The 18439-nt window shown below is 40.0% G+C and carries 7 protein-coding genes; all 7 read left to right on the top strand.

What is annotated here, in order from left to right; genetic code table 11:
• Positions 1 to 88 precede the first annotated feature (88 nt).
• Positions 89 to 2257, top strand: coding sequence for a beta-xylosidase (locus LV85_RS03580; RefSeq protein ID WP_245942127.1), 2169 nt, complete (start codon positions 89 to 91; stop codon positions 2255 to 2257).
• 519 nt (positions 2258 to 2776) lie between these two features.
• Positions 2777 to 6772 (top strand): two-component regulator propeller domain-containing protein, encoded by a 3996-nt coding sequence (locus LV85_RS03575; protein WP_158531130.1) that lies wholly within the window; start codon positions 2777 to 2779, stop codon positions 6770 to 6772.
• Between the two features lie 663 nt (positions 6773 to 7435).
• Positions 7436 to 10519 (top strand): SusC/RagA family TonB-linked outer membrane protein, encoded by a 3084-nt coding sequence (locus tag LV85_RS03570; protein ID WP_111316805.1) that lies wholly within the window; start codon positions 7436 to 7438, stop codon positions 10517 to 10519.
• A gap of 4 nt (positions 10520 to 10523) precedes the next feature.
• Positions 10524 to 12014, top strand: coding sequence for a RagB/SusD family nutrient uptake outer membrane protein (locus LV85_RS03565; protein WP_111316804.1), 1491 nt, complete (start codon positions 10524 to 10526; stop codon positions 12012 to 12014).
• Positions 12015 to 12123: 109 nt separating this feature from the next.
• Positions 12124 to 12813, top strand: a complete 690-nt coding sequence (locus LV85_RS03560; RefSeq protein ID WP_111316803.1) for a fasciclin domain-containing protein — start codon at positions 12124 to 12126, stop codon at positions 12811 to 12813.
• Positions 12814 to 13022: 209 nt separating this feature from the next.
• Positions 13023 to 16547: a sulfatase-like hydrolase/transferase gene (locus LV85_RS03555; RefSeq protein WP_111316802.1), complete on the top strand. Its 3525-nt coding sequence runs from the start codon at positions 13023 to 13025 to the stop codon at positions 16545 to 16547.
• An 88-nt stretch (positions 16548 to 16635) separates the two neighbouring features.
• Positions 16636 to 18411, top strand: coding sequence for a sulfatase family protein (locus LV85_RS03550; RefSeq protein ID WP_245942125.1), 1776 nt, complete (start codon positions 16636 to 16638; stop codon positions 18409 to 18411).
• Positions 18412 to 18439: the final 28 nt, after the last annotated feature.

Genomic DNA, 18439 nt, shown 5'->3' with positions numbered 1-18439 from the left:
TCACCCTATTTTTAGACTATAGGAAGTTGTTTTTGACCTTTATTTGAACAGTTCATAACAATAAACTCAACAGTAAATTTTACCAAATATGTGGGTAAGACATCGTATTAATTTCCTGCTTGGCATACTCATGCTCGTAGCTTTCATCGCAGGCTGTCAGTCAAATGCAATGGTCAAAAAAGAGGAAGACCCTGATTCTGAAATTGACAAAAAAGTTTCCGAATTGCTGAAACAGATGACCTTGGAAGAAAAAGTGGCGGAGTTGACTCAGGATGCACCAGCTAACGAGCGCCTTGGGATTCCCATGATGCAATACAGTGAATGTCTTCACGGACTTTGGTTGCCTGGCGCGACTGTATATCCTCAAGCTATAGCACTGGGATCTACTTGGGACCCAGAATCCATCAGGATTATGACAACTGCAATTGCTAAGGAAGCACGAGCAGCAAATCTGACCCATTGCTATTCACCAAACTTGGATGTAATCACAGGTGATGGACGATATGGGAGAGTGGAAGAGTCTTATGGAGAGGATCCATATTTGGTTTCCAAGATGGGGGTGGCTTTTATAGAGGGGTTACAAGGAACGGGCAAAGAGCAGTTCGATGAGAATCATATCATGGCTACAGCAAAACATTTTGTAGCCTATCCGGAAAACCGCAGAGGGATCAATGGCGGCTTTAGTGATATTTCTGAGCGTAGATTATTTGAAATTCATTTACCTCCCTTTGAAGCAGCGGTGAAGCTAGCAGGGGTAGGAGCTATCATGCCTGGGCATCAGGATCTGAATGGTGTTCCTTGCCATATGAATACTTGGTTGATTCAGGATTTACTGAGAGATGAGTGGGGTTTTGATGGATTTGTGGTGTCAGACAACAACGATGTTTCTCGATTGCATCACATGCATTATATAGCCAAATCCAGAGAGGAAGCAGCTGTAATGGGGTTACAGACAGGAGTGGATATGGATTTGGTGATAGGGAAAAACCCAGCAGATGCGGCGTACATTATGAATGTATTGCAAGACACCTTAACCAGTAATCCTGATTTGGTCAAGTTTGTAGATGCCAGTGTCTCCCGTATTCTGAAAATGAAATACAAATTAGGATTGTTTGATCAGGATAATACCGACGAGGTGAAGCCTGTGATCAGTACTCCAGAGAGTCAGGAATTGGCTCTTGACATTGCAAAAAAGGCAGTAGTACTTCTTAAAAATGAGAATAATTTACTGCCTTTAAACAAGGGTAAAATCAAGTCAATTGCAGTGATTGGGCCTAATGCGCATGAAGAAGTGCCTGAGGGAAAGAAATATACCTTGATGGGAGGGTACTCAGGAATTCCCCCTTATTACACATCCATTTTGGAAGGGATCAAGCAAAAAGTGGGTGATCAAATCCAAATCAATTATGCCGAGGGGGCTAAACTTACCAGCGATTCCAAGGCCGGGTTTCAGGAAGCAATTGCCGCTGCAAATAAATCTGATGTCGTGGTATTGGCAGTAGGAGGATCTACGCAGACCTGTGGGGAGGGGATTGATCGGGATGATTTGGATTTGTTTGGTGTACAAAATGAGTTAGTAGAAGCTATATATAAAACAGGTAAGCCTGTAGTGGTAATCTTAGTCAATGGCAGACCTTTGACTATTAATTATATAGCGGAAAATGTGCCTGCTATAATCGAGAGCTGGTATCTAGGGATGAGATCTGGTGATGCATTAGCGGATGTGTTGTTTGGAGATTACAATCCTGGAGGCAAATTGACGGTTTCATTTCCACGCTCCGTAGGTCAGATTCCTGTTACTTACCTGGAAAGACCAGACTTTGTGGGTTCTGGAAAAGGGGAATATAAATTCAGTGAAAAAACTCCTCTTTTTCCCTTCGGTTTTGGACTAAGCTATACGCAGTTTGATTATTCTAATCTAAAACTGGCCAAATCGGAAATTAAATCAAATGAAACTACTAGTGTCTCCGTGGATGTGACCAACAAAGGGAAAGTTCAGGGAGATGAGGTAGTTCAGATGTATATCAAAGATGATTTTGCCTCTGTTGGGCGCTATGATAAATTACTAAAGGGATTTGAACGGGTGACACTTGCTCCAGGAGAGACGAAAACAGTGGTTTTTGAATTAAACCCCGATAATCTCTCACTATATAATCAGAAAATGGAAAAGGTGGTTGAGCCTGGCGATTTCACTATTTCTGTGGGAGCCTCCAGTCTCGAAAAAGATTTGAAGACTATAAAATTGAGCGTATTATAAAACAACTTTTCGGAGTGGGTTTAAGTTGTGTAGCTCAATTGGGAGAGGATAGGCATATCTTCTCCCTTTTTAATTATAAGCAGTATAGGGCAGTACAGGCAAGTCTGATTATTAAAGCAACTTTATACTATTCTGATGTAACTTCTGGATGAACAATTTCATTTGCAGGATTTCATAATGCTAAATTCAAAAGGAGCCTATATTAAATTTCGCCCAATTAATAGGCTCTGTAGTTTTGAATTTTTTTAATATTAAGTAAATATTAAAAGTTTGACTTTTGAAGAGTCAATTAACAACCCAAACTATGACCAAGACTGTATGCGATATGAAAGTATATCAAAAATAGAGTTTGTAAGTAAACGAATATTGAATATTGGTAGATGCTCCAGGAAGAGAAAGACTTTCTGGGTTTTGCTTTTGTATTTCTTTTTTTTCATAAGGTGTTCCTTTGCTCAGGTTCAGGATTCATTTAATTTTTTCACCCATTTACCCACATCCGATGGTTTCTCATTAAACCCAGTGAACAGTATTGCCCAGGATGAAATGGGGATGATTTGGCTTGGAACCCGAAATGGCTTGATGAAGTATAATGGCCATGATTTGGCGGTTGTACGGCGGGATATTGGAAATGTGGAAGAATTAAGAATCAATGATATATACGCTATCGCATTGGATAGCACTGGCGTATGGATGGGCACCAAAAGAGGCTTGAGCCATTTCGATCCCATGCTGGAAAAATCTCATGATTTCAATGCTGGGGAAAAATTATCGATCTCTTCATCCTTCGTTTACGATGTCATGAGGGTAAATGCTAGTGAGGTCTGGGTTGCTACACGTGAGAGTCTTCATGTTTTGAATGAAGACAAGAAGGAAATCAAGGTTTATAAACACCTGGAGAACGAGGTAACTTCTTTAAGCTCCAGTTTTATCACCACTATTTATAAAGGTAAAAACGGGGAAGTCTGGCTGGGTACTCAGGATGGGCTTAATAAAGCTATAAGAGATAAAAATGATCAATTGACCTTCAAATCATTTTCCCCAAAAGCCTCAGATAAACAGTTCAATGGGAATTTTGAAATTACTTGCCTAGCGGAAGATTTGATCGGGAATCTTTGGATTGGTACTAAGCATGGGTTGTTTTATTATCGTGTACATGAAGAAATTTTTGAACGATACGGGGATAAGAAAGGGGAAGGGCAACTTACTAACCAAGAGGTAAGTGTTATTACTTTTGACCATAAAAATAGGCTGTGGGTGGGCACCTATGATGGAGTAAACGTCCTGGATAACAATCACAAACTTTTAGCACAGATCAGACATGATTCCCGAAACCCGAATAGTTTAAAAGGCAAAGACGTTAAAGCTTTGTTTACCGATAGGGATGGAGGGATTTGGATATCAACCTATTTTGGAGGGATCAATTATTGGAGTGAAAAGCAGCTCAATTTTGAAAGAATTCAGGAGCATTTTGGTACGCAATTGGGGTACAATGTGGTTAGCTCCTTTATGGAGGATAACAATACCAATATTTATATAGGGACAGAGGGTACAGGTATTAATGTGATGGAGGTTGGAGATCAGGGGTTTAAGAAAATAAATAAACTTGCTGATGGCAACTTTATTGGTTCCGTAAAAGATATGCTATACGAAGACTCACGGAAAGTCTGGGTAGCGACTTTCAACAGAGGATTGATCCATTATGATCTAAGGAACGGAAACTTTGAAGAATATAGGTATGATCCCAAACTGAATAAAAGCAATAGCCTTCTTACCAATCAATTATTAGAATTGGAGCAAGCATCTGACGGAAAGATATGGATTGGTACATTGAATAAAGGGCTCAGCCTTTTAGACCCAAAAAGCAAAGACTTTCAGCATTTTTCCGCGGGCCAAGTTCCAGCTATACCCAATAACAATGTGAGGGTGGTCACCGAAACACAATCTGGGGATCTATATGTGGGAACTGGCAAAGGTGTTTGTTTTCTTACTAAGTCGTCCTATGAGCAAGCACTTTTCAACTTCCAAACTTTGAAAATGGAAGATGGAAGGGAAAGTGACTTGTATGTACATGATATTGTGGAAAGTATGAAAGGGAATAAAATATGGGTTGCAGCAAATGATTTCGGGCTGTTCTATATAGAAGAAAACCAACTGATTCATCTGGAAATCCCTAAAATCACTAGCGTTTTTGCTATAAGTGAGGCTAGTGATGGGAAGCTTTGGTTAAGTACAGAAGAAGGCGTGGTTATGTATAACCCTGTATCTGGAAACCATAGGATTTTTGATAGTAAAGATGGGGTCCAACCCAATGAGTTTAATAGGCGAGCCAAACTATTTACCAGCTCTGGAAGAGTTTTATTTGGTGGTGCCTCAGGCGTGACATCATTTTATCCCAGCAAATTGGAAGTTGAAAATGCTACAGCCCCTAAGGTGGTGCTTACCCAATTTTATATTTCCGATCGACAAATTCGGGTGGGAGATGATACCAACATTTTGGACAAGTCCATAGCGTATTCAAAGGAGATTACCTTGGACTATGACGAGAATATTTTTTCCATACATTTTTCCATGCCTAATTACCTTAACCCTGATAAAAACACCTATTTCTATCGCCTCAAGGGTTTGGAAGATGAGTGGGTGAGGACTTCCAACCCATTTGTATCCTACACCATACAACGTGGAGGGGATTATGTATTCGAAGTGAAAGGAGTAAATAAGGATGGGATAGAAAGTGCGGAAATCACCAGCTTGATTATCAATATCAAAAGTGCCCCTTGGCTGACTGGTTGGGCTTATTTTCTTTACTCGGTGATTATATTGTCTGGCTTATTAGTAGTTATATTTTTCTTTAGATCAAGGTTGAGGCTACAGCATCAGCTCGAAATGGAATCCAGGGAATTTGAAAATCAAAAAGAGCTGAATCAGCAGAAGTTGCAGTTTTTCACTAATATTTCTCATGAATTCAGAACTCCGCTGACCTTAATTTCAGCTCCTTTGGACAAATTAATTTCTGAATACAAAGGACCAAGTGGTGTTTTCAGACAGCTTCAGGTTATCAAAAAAAATACGGATCATCTGTTTAAGTTGATAAATGAGCTGATGGATTTCCGGAAGTTGGAAAATAAGCAAATGAGGCTCCAAGCTGCAGAAGGGAATATAGTAAAGTTTACCAAAGAGATTTTTTTGTCCTTTACCCAGCAAGCCAAATTGTATGAGTTAGACTATCAGTTCTTCACGACACACGAGCAGATCAATGTCTATTTCGACAGGGATAAATTGGAAAAGGTGTTATATAATCTCATTTCAAACGCTTTTAAATATACCCCTTCGGGTGGAAAGATCGAAGTGAGTGTAATGTTGGTGGAGAATAAGGTGGAGGTTCATGTGAAGGATTCCGGTACTGGTATTGCCGCAGAGTATTTGGACAAAATTTTTGATAGATTCTATGAGGTTCCCTCTCAAGGAAATAAATCCAAATTCAAGAAAGGCTCTGGAATTGGATTGGCTATTGCAAAAAATGTGATTGAACTTCATAAGGGCCAATTGAAAGTCTGGAGCGAAGAGGGAAGGGGGAGTGATTTTGTAATGGAGCTCAGCTTGGGTAGGGATAATTTCTCGGATGATGAGGTAATAGAGTCCTTTTTTAGTAGTGAGGAAATCTCCAATTATATTTTGCCTGAGTCTCTAGATGATGCCAATTTATTGTTGGATACTGAAGAAAGAAATAACCGACTGGAAGATGCTCCCAAAATCCTAATCGTCGAAGATAATCAGGAAATAGGCACTTTTATCCAAAGTATTTTATCCAAGACTTATCGCACAGTATTGATAGAAAATGGGGCCTTAGGTTACCAAGAGGCCATATCTGCTCAGCCTGATCTGATAATAAGCGACGTGATGATGCCTGTAATGGATGGGATTGAATTCTGCGAAAAGGTGAAATCTGATCTTCGTACCAGTCATATACCTTTTATTCTTTTGACTGCCCGAACGTCCTTGGTTTATAAATACGATGGATTGGAATCCGGTGCAGACGAGTTTCTAAGCAAACCTTTTGATTTTAGAGAACTGCTGTTGAAATGCAGGAATATCCTCGCTACTCATGAGAAACTAAGAAAGAAAATAGGTGAGGCCGGAGAATTTATTTCTTCTGATGTGAGTGTCAATTCCAGAGATGAGGAAATGATGAAAAATGCAATTCAGATCATTAAGGATAATATAACAAATGAGTTTTTTGATATACAATATCTAACAGAGGAACTAGGTATTAGTCGATCTTTACTTTTTACAAAGTTTAAAGCATGGACTAATCAGACGCCAAAGGATTTTATATTGACTGTGAAAATGAAAAAGGCTGCTTCACTTTTAGAGCAACATAAAACGAATATATCAGAAGTGGGTTATATAGTAGGTTTTAAAGATCCTAATTATTTTTCAAAGGCATTTAAAAAACATTATGGATTAAGTCCAAAAGCTTATTCCGAACGATTCAAAGAAGAGCTCGGTTTGGATTGATTTACCTGCAGGATTTTTTTAACCACTGTAGTGATTTTTCAAATTACAGTTTAATCATTTTTTTTGTGAGAATTCGCTGAGAACTTTTATAGCTATGCTAAATCTTCTTTGGCTTAGTGTATCTCCTTCCATTCCTAATCCTAATTCGTCAATCGAAAAATTTTTAGTTATCATTTAAAAACGTCATTAAATTCCGCCTATACCGTGAATTAAAGTGGATTTGTACGAAATCACCTATTTTTTGGATTTTTATTTTTTGAATAAAATGAAGATTAGAGTGTTCTAATCGAGAAATATTGTGATGAGTATTCATCAATAATCCCGGATTAATGAACAAACGAAAAAGTCTTCATCTAAGGCAAACTGCAACAGTTTTCAATTGAAGATTTCTTAATGGTATGCTATTCAATTGATGATAACAATGAGTTGATTTTATGGGGCCTTTAAAGATTCTGTCAGGAATTATTTATAGTTAATAATTGATCTTTAAGCTAAAAGGACTGCCTGATAAATAGAGTGAATAAGTATGAACATTTTAATTGATATCTGAATGAATAAAATAAACCTTAAATAACCTCTTTACCCAAAAACAATAATCCTCAAAAAGGATGTCTACAAGAAAAGTAGACATGATATATAAACAGATAGTTAAATGAAATTGAAATGATTCATAAAATTTTACAAAGAATAGTATTGCTCTTCTTTTCGATGCTTTTGTGCCATACGATTCTATTTGCGCAGGAGAATCTTATCTCGGGAACAGTAATATCAGAAGAAGATGACCTGGGGTTGCCTGGGGTTACTGTATTGGTAAAAGGGAGTACCACTGGCACAGCTACTGACATTGATGGAAAGTACCAGATTAAAGCCTCAGCAGGAGATGTACTGATATTCTCTTTTATAGGATATAATCCACAAGAGATCACCGTAGGAAATCAGGCTCAAATAGATGTCACCCTGGAGGTGGATATGACACAATTGAGTGAGGTAGTCGTAATGGGCTATGGCGAGCAGAACAGGCGGGATTTGACGGGTTCTGTAGTTTCTGTTAAATCAGAAGAACTGGAACAGTCCACGCCAGTTGGGGTACTTGATGGGATGAAGGGGAGAATGGCAGGGGTTTCTATTACTTCTAATGGCGGACCGGGTGAGCCATCCGATATCAAAATCAGGGGAACATCCACCTTGAATGGTGGTACAGGACCATTGTATGTTGTCGATGGACAACAATTGGATAATATAGAAAACCTGAACCCAAATGACATTGCCTCTATTGAGGTACTTAAAGATGGAGCTTCTGCAGCAATCTACGGTTCCAAGTCAGCTAATGGAGTAATACTTGTCACTACAAAAAAAGGTGCCAGTGGCGAAACAAAGATTGATGCGAGTTATGTGCGCAGCTATAGTTCTTTGGCAACCAAAATCCCAGTTTCAAACACCCGCCAGGCTAGGATTTATGAACTGGCGCGGGTTGGTAACAACGCAATAAACCCTGGACCTCCTGCGGATTCACTTTCCACAATGTTCAATCAAGATTTTGATTATCAGGAAATGATCACCAGAGTTGGTGTTCGTGACCAGGTTGGTCTTGCTCTAAGTGGAGGGAAAGATGATGCAAATTTTTATTGGAATACCGGGTTTTTAAACCAAGATGGGATTGTTGATAATTCTGGTTTTCAACGGGTTAATACTACTTTGAATGTTAATTTTAATGTCTTAAAAAGGCTAAAAATAGGAACTCGTGTCAATGCATCCTATCTGGAACGAAACGGCCTGAATGAAGGATCTATATTTGGCCAGCTCGCTACGCATTTCCCATATCTGCCTACCCAAGATGCGGACGGAACCTATGTGCCACAAACTTCGAGTCAACAAAACGTAGTTGCTGAAACAATTTTCACTGTGAGGAGAAGCAGAGATTACGTAGGACAGATTTTTTCCTACGGGGAAATTGACATCCTTCCCTCTCTAAAGTTTAAATCCACATTGGGAGTCAACTTGGAGCTAGGCAGAAATAATGATTTTGATCCTACAGTGGTGCAGCCATTAGGCAGTCCACCAGCAGGATCTGAAATCACCAATTTGAACTACAGTATTCAACAGGAAAACTACCTCAGCTACAAAAAGAGCTTTGGTGATCATAATTTGACTGGTGTAGTAGGGGTTCAATTTCAGAGATGGCAATATGAATATTCCAGATTCCGCTCGGTTAACTTCAATAATGACATAGTAAGGACCTTTAACAACGTGGCTGAATTGGATGCGGCAAACACCCGAACTACGGCCACAAGCCATTCCTTGGTTTCTCAGTTTGGTAGAGTTACTTATGATTATAAAGGCAAGTACTTATTTGGTGGGACTATAAGACGAGATGGTTCGTCCCGATTTGGTTCAGCAAAGCAGTATGGAGTTTTTCCAGGATTGTCCATAGGTTGGAGAATAAGTGATGAAGCATTTTGGAAACCAATTTCATCTGTGTTCTCTGAATTCAAACTACGTGCTGGGATTTCCCAAAATGGAAATGAAAGGATCGGAAACTTTGATAGCCGTACCTTATACTCCCCTGGATTTCTCTACAATGGCTTGAATGGGATAGCCATTACTCAATTAGGCAATGAAAATCTGTCTTGGGAAACTACCCAGCAGTCCTATGTAGGTGCTGACTTTGGATTTTTGAACGGTAGAATCAATGCCAGTTTCGATTACTATGAAAAATTGACCTCTGATCTACTTTATCCTACACCACTTCCTGAGGAAACTGGATTTAACAGCATCAGTAATAACATCGGTCAGATCAAGAATAGTGGGATAGAATTTACCATTAGCGGCGATGTAATGAAAACACCTTCTTTCCAATGGTTTTCTAGTTTCAACATTGCAACTAATGTGAATGAAGTAGTAGAGCTGGCTGAAGAGAACGGTCAAATCATCAGAGGTGACTTTATTATCAGAGAAGGAGGATCCATTGGAGACATGTGGGGCTACACCGCAGAGGGAGTATTTCCCTATAATGAGTCCAATGCCTTTGACGACAATGGGAATCAATTAACTCCGATTTTCGATGAGCAGGGAGGTTTTCTCAACTATGAGCAGAACGGCCAAACCTACACAGGGAATGTAAACCAGTTGAAGGTTCAAAATAGGGTACCTATAGGTGGTGATGTGATGTGGAAGGATTGGAATGGAGATTTCAATATTGATCCTAATAATGATAGAACTGTAATCGGGAATGGCTTGCCAAAATTATTTGGTGGATTCTATAATGAATTCATGTTTAAAGGAATAAAGCTCTCTATGATGATTGACTACAATTTCGGCAATGACATTTACAGAAGTTATGATGAATCCAGAAATCAGCGTCTGGTTCGTACAGTTGTACCAGGTCCAGACAGAGTAGAGGAAGCTTGGTATGAGCTGGGTGATATTGCCAAATACCCTAGTTTGAATGCAAGTGGAAGCTCTAGAAATAGCTTGGGACCAAACACATTTTGGGTGAGTCAAGCTGATTTTATAAAGTTGAGATCCTTGAGATTGGACTACTCTCTTCCTGCTTCTGTACTGGATAAAGTCAGTTTCCTGTCAAATGTCTCCTTCTATGCATCGGGAAACAACCTGCTTACCTGGACGAATTATGAAGGATATAATGCAGAATTGGGTTCAAGAGGAAATGCGCTTCAACCTGGTCTGGATAATCTACGGTATCCACTTTACCGAGAGTATATTCTTGGTATAAACATCAAATTGTAACCATATGAAAATTATAAATAAAACAAAGTTAGGACTGCTGTTGGCAATAACTGTGATGATTTCGCAAGGTTGTGACAGCATGCTGGAGGAGAATCCACAGAGTGAAGTTTCTGATGCACAATTTTGGGAGACAGAGGCAGATGCCCAATCCGGTGTGGCAGGTATTTATGATGCCATGCAGGAAGCTTATTCCCGAAAATATTTTGTCTGGGGAGAATTACGATCAGATAATTTCGCTGCTTCTCCAGCTGGGGAAAACCCTGAAGCACTTCAGCTTACGACCAATAATCTAAACGATCAGAGTCGAAATTATGGTGGATGGGGCGATATGTACAATGTGCTTCTGAGAGCCAATCTGGCTATCAATAATATACCCGACATTTCAGGAGATGTAAATGGACTTTTAGGTCAGGCTCATGCTATTCGTGCTTTTGTATACTTCGATTTGGTTCGAACATTTGGTGACGTGCCCTTATACCTAGATGTGATTTCCGGCGTCAATGATGATATCTATAGAGAAAAGACCTCCGGAGAGGAGATCATGAATAATTTGATAATTCCGGACATGCTAAAGGCTGAGGAGTTGATCCTTAATCCTCATGAGAAATCCAGATTCTCATTATCAAGTGTTTACAGCTTACAGGCAGAAGTTTATATGCATTTGAAAGAATATGCCATGGCAAAGGTGGCGCTGGACAAGTTGGAAGATTTAAGTCAATTTACCTTGGTAAACACTGCCGAAGACTTCCATGCCCTTTTCCGAAATGAGCCAGAAAGATCAGGTCTTCCTACAAATCAAATGGAAACAGGTACAGAACTTATTTTCTCCATCGTATTAAATATTGAAGAAGATCAGGGGGCTGGTGGAATTTACAGTCTATTTTGGGCTGGGGTGCCGCCATACTTTATCTCTGAAAGACTGGAAAATAAGTGGATAGAAACATTCCCTACTGATTCTATTTCTTGGCATATGAAGTATCCTGATTATACTCCTAAAACTGTGGATGAAAATACCGGACAGACTATATATGGTGACTATTTCAGGTACTTACAGCTTGCTGAGTCTGAAAAGGTAATTGGTGAAAGACGTTATGGAAAGTATAATCTGACCAATTACTCTGGGAATGAGGATGATACAGATGTGGTGGTATATAGGTATGCAGGCATGTTGTTGCTCAAAGCCGAAGCTGAACTTCAATTAGGTAATCTGGAAGAAGCAGCAAATCTGGTCAATAGAGTGAGGCAAGCAAGGGATCTTCCAGGTATTCAGCTGGCAGACTATGCAACTAGTGAAGAATTGCTGAATGTAGTCTTGGATGAGCGTCAGTTCGAGTTGTTGGCTGAAGGGAAAAGATGGTGGGACCTTATTCGTAATGATAAAGCGGTCGAAGTAATGGCACCAATCAATGGGCAAGGTGCTGATAGATTATTGTTTCCGATCTGGTTTCAGCATTTGGTAGATAACCCAAATTTAACTCAGACTACTGGTTATTAATTTAAATGAACTTACAGATGAAATCGAGCATGACTCAAACGTCACACACTGACATAATTATTGGCTATGTGAGATTCCATATGACCTCTAAAAAAATAATTATAATCATATGAAAGTATATATAAATAAGGCAAGTAAACTATTGATTGCAGCTGTTGTCGCTTTTGCCACATTCAGTTGTGATCTGGAACTACAAAAGGAATGGGAGTACGTGCCGGAGCCTTTTGGAAATAAGCCTACAGGAATGTCAGCTCTAGAATGGCTGGAGATGATAAATAGCGATCCTACCTACCAGGATGCCAACGGACTTCCAGAATTTAATTACTTGCTCGAAGCAATTGCTCGAACAGGATTGGAAGATTTGTATTTAGGGCAGGACACTACCACGACTTATCTCTTATTAAGAAACAGTGCTTGGAATGGAAATAATCAGCTGATACAGAACATGGCAGGTAATAGAGATTATCCGCTTGACTCGATCAGCAATGAGAGGCTTGAGCATGTTCTGAGATACCACATTATTGATGAGTATTTGTCTCAACCTGCCATACCTAAAAACGATTTCTTCTTGTACTACCAGACGTTAGTACCGGGGGATTCGGGCTCGATTGAGATTAATAAGCGATTATTTGATCAATCTATCCGTATCAATACCAGCATTGCTAGGATAGGTTCTCCATCCACACCTTCCAATATGCCGAGCACTTCTAGAGGTACGGTGGTGAATCTTCATAATTTCATTTTTACCAATGGAATTGGGCATCAGCTGAACAGTTACGTGAGGTATCAACCGTTCTAATTTTAAAATAAACAAGAAAGAAGTAAGTCGACTAATGCTTGCTTCTTTCTGTTTTCTACAAACCGATCCGAAATAATCACTGAAGATTTAAAGCTATTTATCATACACTAGGGTACAGGATAGTAGTTTAATTCTTAAAATCTAATTTGAATTTCCATTTCAATAGTGGATCAAAATTTCCCTACATCAATTAAAATTCACCCAAATTAATGAACAAGTTTATAGCAGTAGTTTGCTTTTTATATATTCCCTTCAATGCAACAAAACTTCTTGCTCAGGAGTCAAAATCACCTTCGGATAAACCAAATATTATTTTCATTCTAACTGATGATCAGCGCTTTGATGCATTAGGATATGCGGGGAATAAATTTGTCCAGACACCGGAAATGGATAAGCTTGCCGAAACGGGAGTCTATTTTGAAACTGCCATAGTCACTACGCCAATCTGCGCGGCTAGTAGAGCCAGTTTGTTCACCGGGCTTTACGAACGATCACATAATTTCAATTTCCAGACAGGTAACATCCGGTCAGAATACATGGAAAACTCCTATCCAACAGTTCTAAAAAACAATGGATATTATACGGCATTTTATGGAAAGTATGGCGTGCGATACGATGATCTGGACAAACAATTCGATGAGTATGAGTCCTATGACCGCAACAATCAATATCCTGACAAAAGAGGGTATTTCTACAAAACCATCGATGGAGATACAGTCCACCTGACCCGATATACCGGCCAGCAGGCACTGGATTTTATCGATAAGGCTCCTTCAGATCAACCTTTTAGTTTATCATTGAGCTTCAGTGCACCTCATGCGCACGACGGTGCTCCTGATCAGTATTTTTGGCAATCCACCACAGATCAATTGCTTCAGAATACCACTATTCCAGGACCTGTACTCGGAGAGGATAAGTATTTTCAAGCGCAACCCCAGTTTGTTCGCGACGGATTTAACCGCCTGAGATGGACTTGGAGGTATGATACTGAAGAAAAGTATCAGCATAGCCTGAAAGGATATTATAGAATGATTTCGGGTATTGACCTGGAGATCGCCAAGATTCGTCAGAAACTAGCCGAAAAGGGACTAGACAAGAACACAGTAATTATCGTAATGGGTGATAATGGCTACTTTCTAGGTGAGCGTCAACTTGCAGGAAAATGGCTGATGTATGATAATTCCATTCGTGTTCCTTTGATTATTTATGATCCGCGTGTAGGTAGCCATCAAGATGTAAAAGACATGGTGCTCAATATTGATGTGCCAGCAACTATTGCTGATTTGGCGGGTGTTGAAGCTCCAGAAAGTTGGCATGGAAAGAGTTTGATGCCGATCGTGACCGGACAAGATCAAGAAATCGGTAGAGACACGGTATTAATAGAGCATATTTGGGAATTTGATGAAATACCGCCAAGTGAAGGAGTTCGCACCGAGGATTGGAAATATTTCCGCTATGTCAATGACAAAAAGGTGGAAGAACTTTATCAACTAAAAGACGATCCACAGGAAATTAATAACCTTATCAATGATCCAAAGTATAAGGACATTGCTAGAAACCTTCGATCCAAAACGGATGAGCTGATCACTAAATTCAGTAATAAATACAGAGCTGCGCCATCTAATCTGACCGTTGAGCTCATTAGGGATCCTCAAAATGCTGTAAAGATTTTGGATACCAAACCTGAATTTGGCTGGCAGATATCGGAATTTTCCAAAACTCAGTCTGCCTACCAAATCCTAGTCAGTTCCAGTGAAGAGCTGATTAATTTGAATTCAGGCGATGTATGGAATAGCGCTCAGGTGAGATCCAGCAGTTCTTCCAATGTAGAATACAAGGGAGAGACTTTGGAAGAAGGGAAAAGTTATTATTGGAAAGTGAGGATATGGGATGAGGAAAATCGAGTGGTGGATTATTCAAAGGCTCAGAAATTCACCGTGGGTGAAAGTGAGGATAAGATGATTTCTACTGCCAATATCCAGGATGTAAGTAGAATTAAACCTCGGGTTTTTGAGAAAAAAGGTAATACTTATTTCATGGATTTTGGTAAAGCAGCGTTTGCTACTATTGAGTTCAATTATAAAACGGATAAGGCGGAGACTCTGATTTTTAGAATAGGAGAAATGGCTGATGGCGAAGCTGTCAACAGAACTCCTCCCGCAAAGAGCCACATTCGCTATCAGGAAATCGCAGTAGAGGTAAAACCAGGTCAAACAACCTATCAATTGCCTATACAAAAGGACGAAAGAAATACGCTTCTGGGAGTAGCGCTGCCTTTACCTGAAGGAACTCCTGTTTTGATGCCTTTTAGATATGCTGAGGTGGAAGGTGCAAGCGGGAATTTAGTAGGTGATGACTTTATCCAACTTGCTTACCATACCTATTTTGATGATAAAGCAAGTGCTTTTGAGAGTTCTGATGCTATTTTAAATCAAGTTTGGGAGCTGTGTAAATACACCATCAAAGCGACCACTTTCAATGGGCTTTACGTGGACGGGGATCGGGAGAGAATTCCTTATGAATCAGACGCGTATTTAAATCAGCTGAGTCATTATACTACGGATGCTGAATACGCCATGGCCAGAAGGACGATAGAGTATTTTATGGAGCATCCTACCTGGCCTACAGAGTGGCAGCAACACGTGGCACTGATGTTCTATGCGGACTATATGTACACGGGTAATACGGAATTGATCGAGAAATACTATGAGCCATTGAAGTATAAAACACTTTATGAGTTGGCAAATGAGGATGGACTGATCACTTCTACCAAGGTGGATCATGATTACATGTTGAAGCTGGGTTTTAAGGAGGATTATAAAAAGCCACTTACGGATATTGTGGACTGGCCACCGGCAAAGTTTAATGGAGCGGTTACTATGGGAGAGCAGGACAACTTTGTTTTCAAGCCCTATAATACGTTGATCAATGCCTTCTACTATGAAAACATGAGAATCATGGCTGAATTTGCCAAGATCATGGGTAAAACACAAGAAGCCCTGGAATTTGAATACCGGGCTGCCAAGGTGAAGAAATCGCTCAATGAGCAAATGTTTGATTCTGAGCGTGGAATTTATGTAGATGGAATCGATACAGATCATGCTTCCTTGCACGCCAATATGATGCCCCTGGCTTTTGGGCTGGTGCCAGAGGAGCATAAGGAGTCAGTCGTGGAATTTATCAAATCCCGTGGAATGGCCTGTAGTGTTTATGGTTCCCAATACCTGATGGATGGGCTTTACCGGGCAGGGGAGCAGGATTATGCTTTATCACTATTGGTGGATACCAGCGATAGAAGTTGGTACAATATGATAAAACTGGGATCAACGATTACTCTGGAAGCCTGGGATAACAAATACAAAAATAACCTGGATTGGAATCATCCTTGGGGAGCTGTTCCGGCCAATGTAATCCCGAGAGGTTTATGGGGAATACAGCCTAAAACCCCTGGGTTTGGTATTGCTCAGATTCAGCCTCAAATGAGTACGCTCAAATCCAGTGCAATCGAGGTTCCAACTGTTTTGGGTTCAATCAAGGCTAATTATATTTTCAATAACGCTAGGCTGCAGACCTATGAGATAGAAATACCGGCAAATATGGTGGCTGAATTTTCTTTAACCGAAATGGAAGGAAAGGATGTAATTCATAATGGGCAGAAAGTAGCCACAGCGTTTGGTACGATAAGGCTAGAATCTGGTAAACATACTATTCTGTTGAAAGTCAATTCTTTCTGATTAGTGGTAAGAGTACATACATCTTAGTTAGTTTATTGGTCTTGCCATTTTACAGAAAAAATTAAGCTTTCAAAAACCATCAAATTCAATGAGCCTTGTAAATAAATATCTTATCAAAAACTCTACAGACTACGCAGTCAAAAATCATATTTTGGTTTTGCTTGCCATGCTGTTTGCATACGGATGTACCAGTAAAGGATCCGCTCTCGAAGCAAATGAATCTGAATATTCTCTCCCTGATCGCCCCAATATTTTATGGTTGGTGACCGAAGATATGGGAGCCTATATCCCTGCTTTTGGAGATTCAAGTGCCATTACTCCGAATTTGAATCGTCTAGCTAGAGAGGGAGTCATATACACCAATTTGTACTCCACTTCAGGAGTCTGCGCACCTAGTAGAGCCGCAATAGCCACTGGCATGTATCCTTCTAGTATAGGAGCCAATCATATGAGAACTGATTCTTATACCGAAGTGACTGGACTTCCAAAATATGAAGCTGTTCCAGGGCCCAAAGTGAAGATGGTCAGTGAGCTGCTTCGAGAGAAAGGATATTACACCAGTAATAATTACAAAGAAGACTATCAGTTTAAAGCACCTGTCACAGCTTGGGACGAAAATGGGCCTTATGCACATTGGAGAAATAGAGCTGAAGACCAGCCGTTTTACTCAATTTTTAACTTTACCACTACCCACGAGTCAGGTCTTTTCGAACCTTATGGTTTCCGAAATATAGAAATGAGACATTACCACTCAGGTGATACCACTTACAAATGGGAGCCGGGAAATATGACCGAAGCGGAAACGCCTGTTCATGTTTCCAAAGACCAAGAATTTGCGGTTCCTCCCTACCTCCCAAATACTCCCATAGTGCAACGGGATATGTGGAAGCTCTACAATAATATTTCTGAAATGGATAGGCAGTTGGGAGCAATACTGGCTCAATTGGAAGAAGATGGATTGCTGGAAAATACCATTATCGTGTTCTATGGAGATCACGGTGGTCCACTGCCCCGGGAGAAGCGTTTGATTTACGATTCAGGGCTAAATACACCTATGATCATCCGTTATCCTAATTCTTGGAGAGCTGGATCCAAAGATGATCAGCTGATTAGTTTTGTGGATTTTGCGCCGACACTCCTTTCATTGATTGGTGAAAAACCACTGGATTACATGCAAGGACAGGCATTTTTAGGTGATTTCCAGTCCAAAGAAAAGCGTGAATACATACATGGTGCTGCTGATCGCTTTGACGAAGTCACAGATGCCATCCGAGCCGTTCGTGATAAGCAATTTAAATACATCAGAAATTATCGTCCGAATCAAGGGTATTACTTGCCTTTGACTTATCGGGAGCAAATCCCAACGATGCAGGAGCTTTTACGCTTGAATGAATCCGGAGAACTGAATGCGAGTCAAGCCCAATGGTTTCGAAAGTCTAAACCAAAGGAAGAATTATATGATTGTGAAGCAGATCCTTACGAGCTGAATAATCTCGCTGAAGATCCTAATTACCAAGACAAACTCAAGGAATTGAGCAATGAGATGGATCGCTGGCTCACGGATATTGGTGACAGACCTAATTTACCTGAGCAGGAATTAATAAAAAGACTTTGGTCTGGCGCAAGTAGCAAGCCTTCCACAGCTGATCCCGAGATTAAGATCACTAATGGGAAAATTGAAATTCAATCTGTTACTGAAGGAGCTTCTGTAGGATATAAGTTGATCAATTCCGACGGTGAACAATCACCAACTTGGAGTATATACCAAGAGCCTATTGATATTGAAGAGGTAGAAAGCATCTGGGTAAAAGCCCATAGAATAGGATACAATCCGAGCCAGGTTATCAAACAAAATTTAAACTAGGTATCCTGATCAAACCTCAACTAGACAA

The organism is Algoriphagus chordae, from assembly GCF_003254055.1.
In the GTDB taxonomy this organism is placed as follows: domain Bacteria; phylum Bacteroidota; class Bacteroidia; order Cytophagales; family Cyclobacteriaceae; genus Algoriphagus; species Algoriphagus chordae.
Note: the sequence above shows the minus strand (reverse complement) of the source record. Positions and strands in the feature narration are given on the sequence as shown.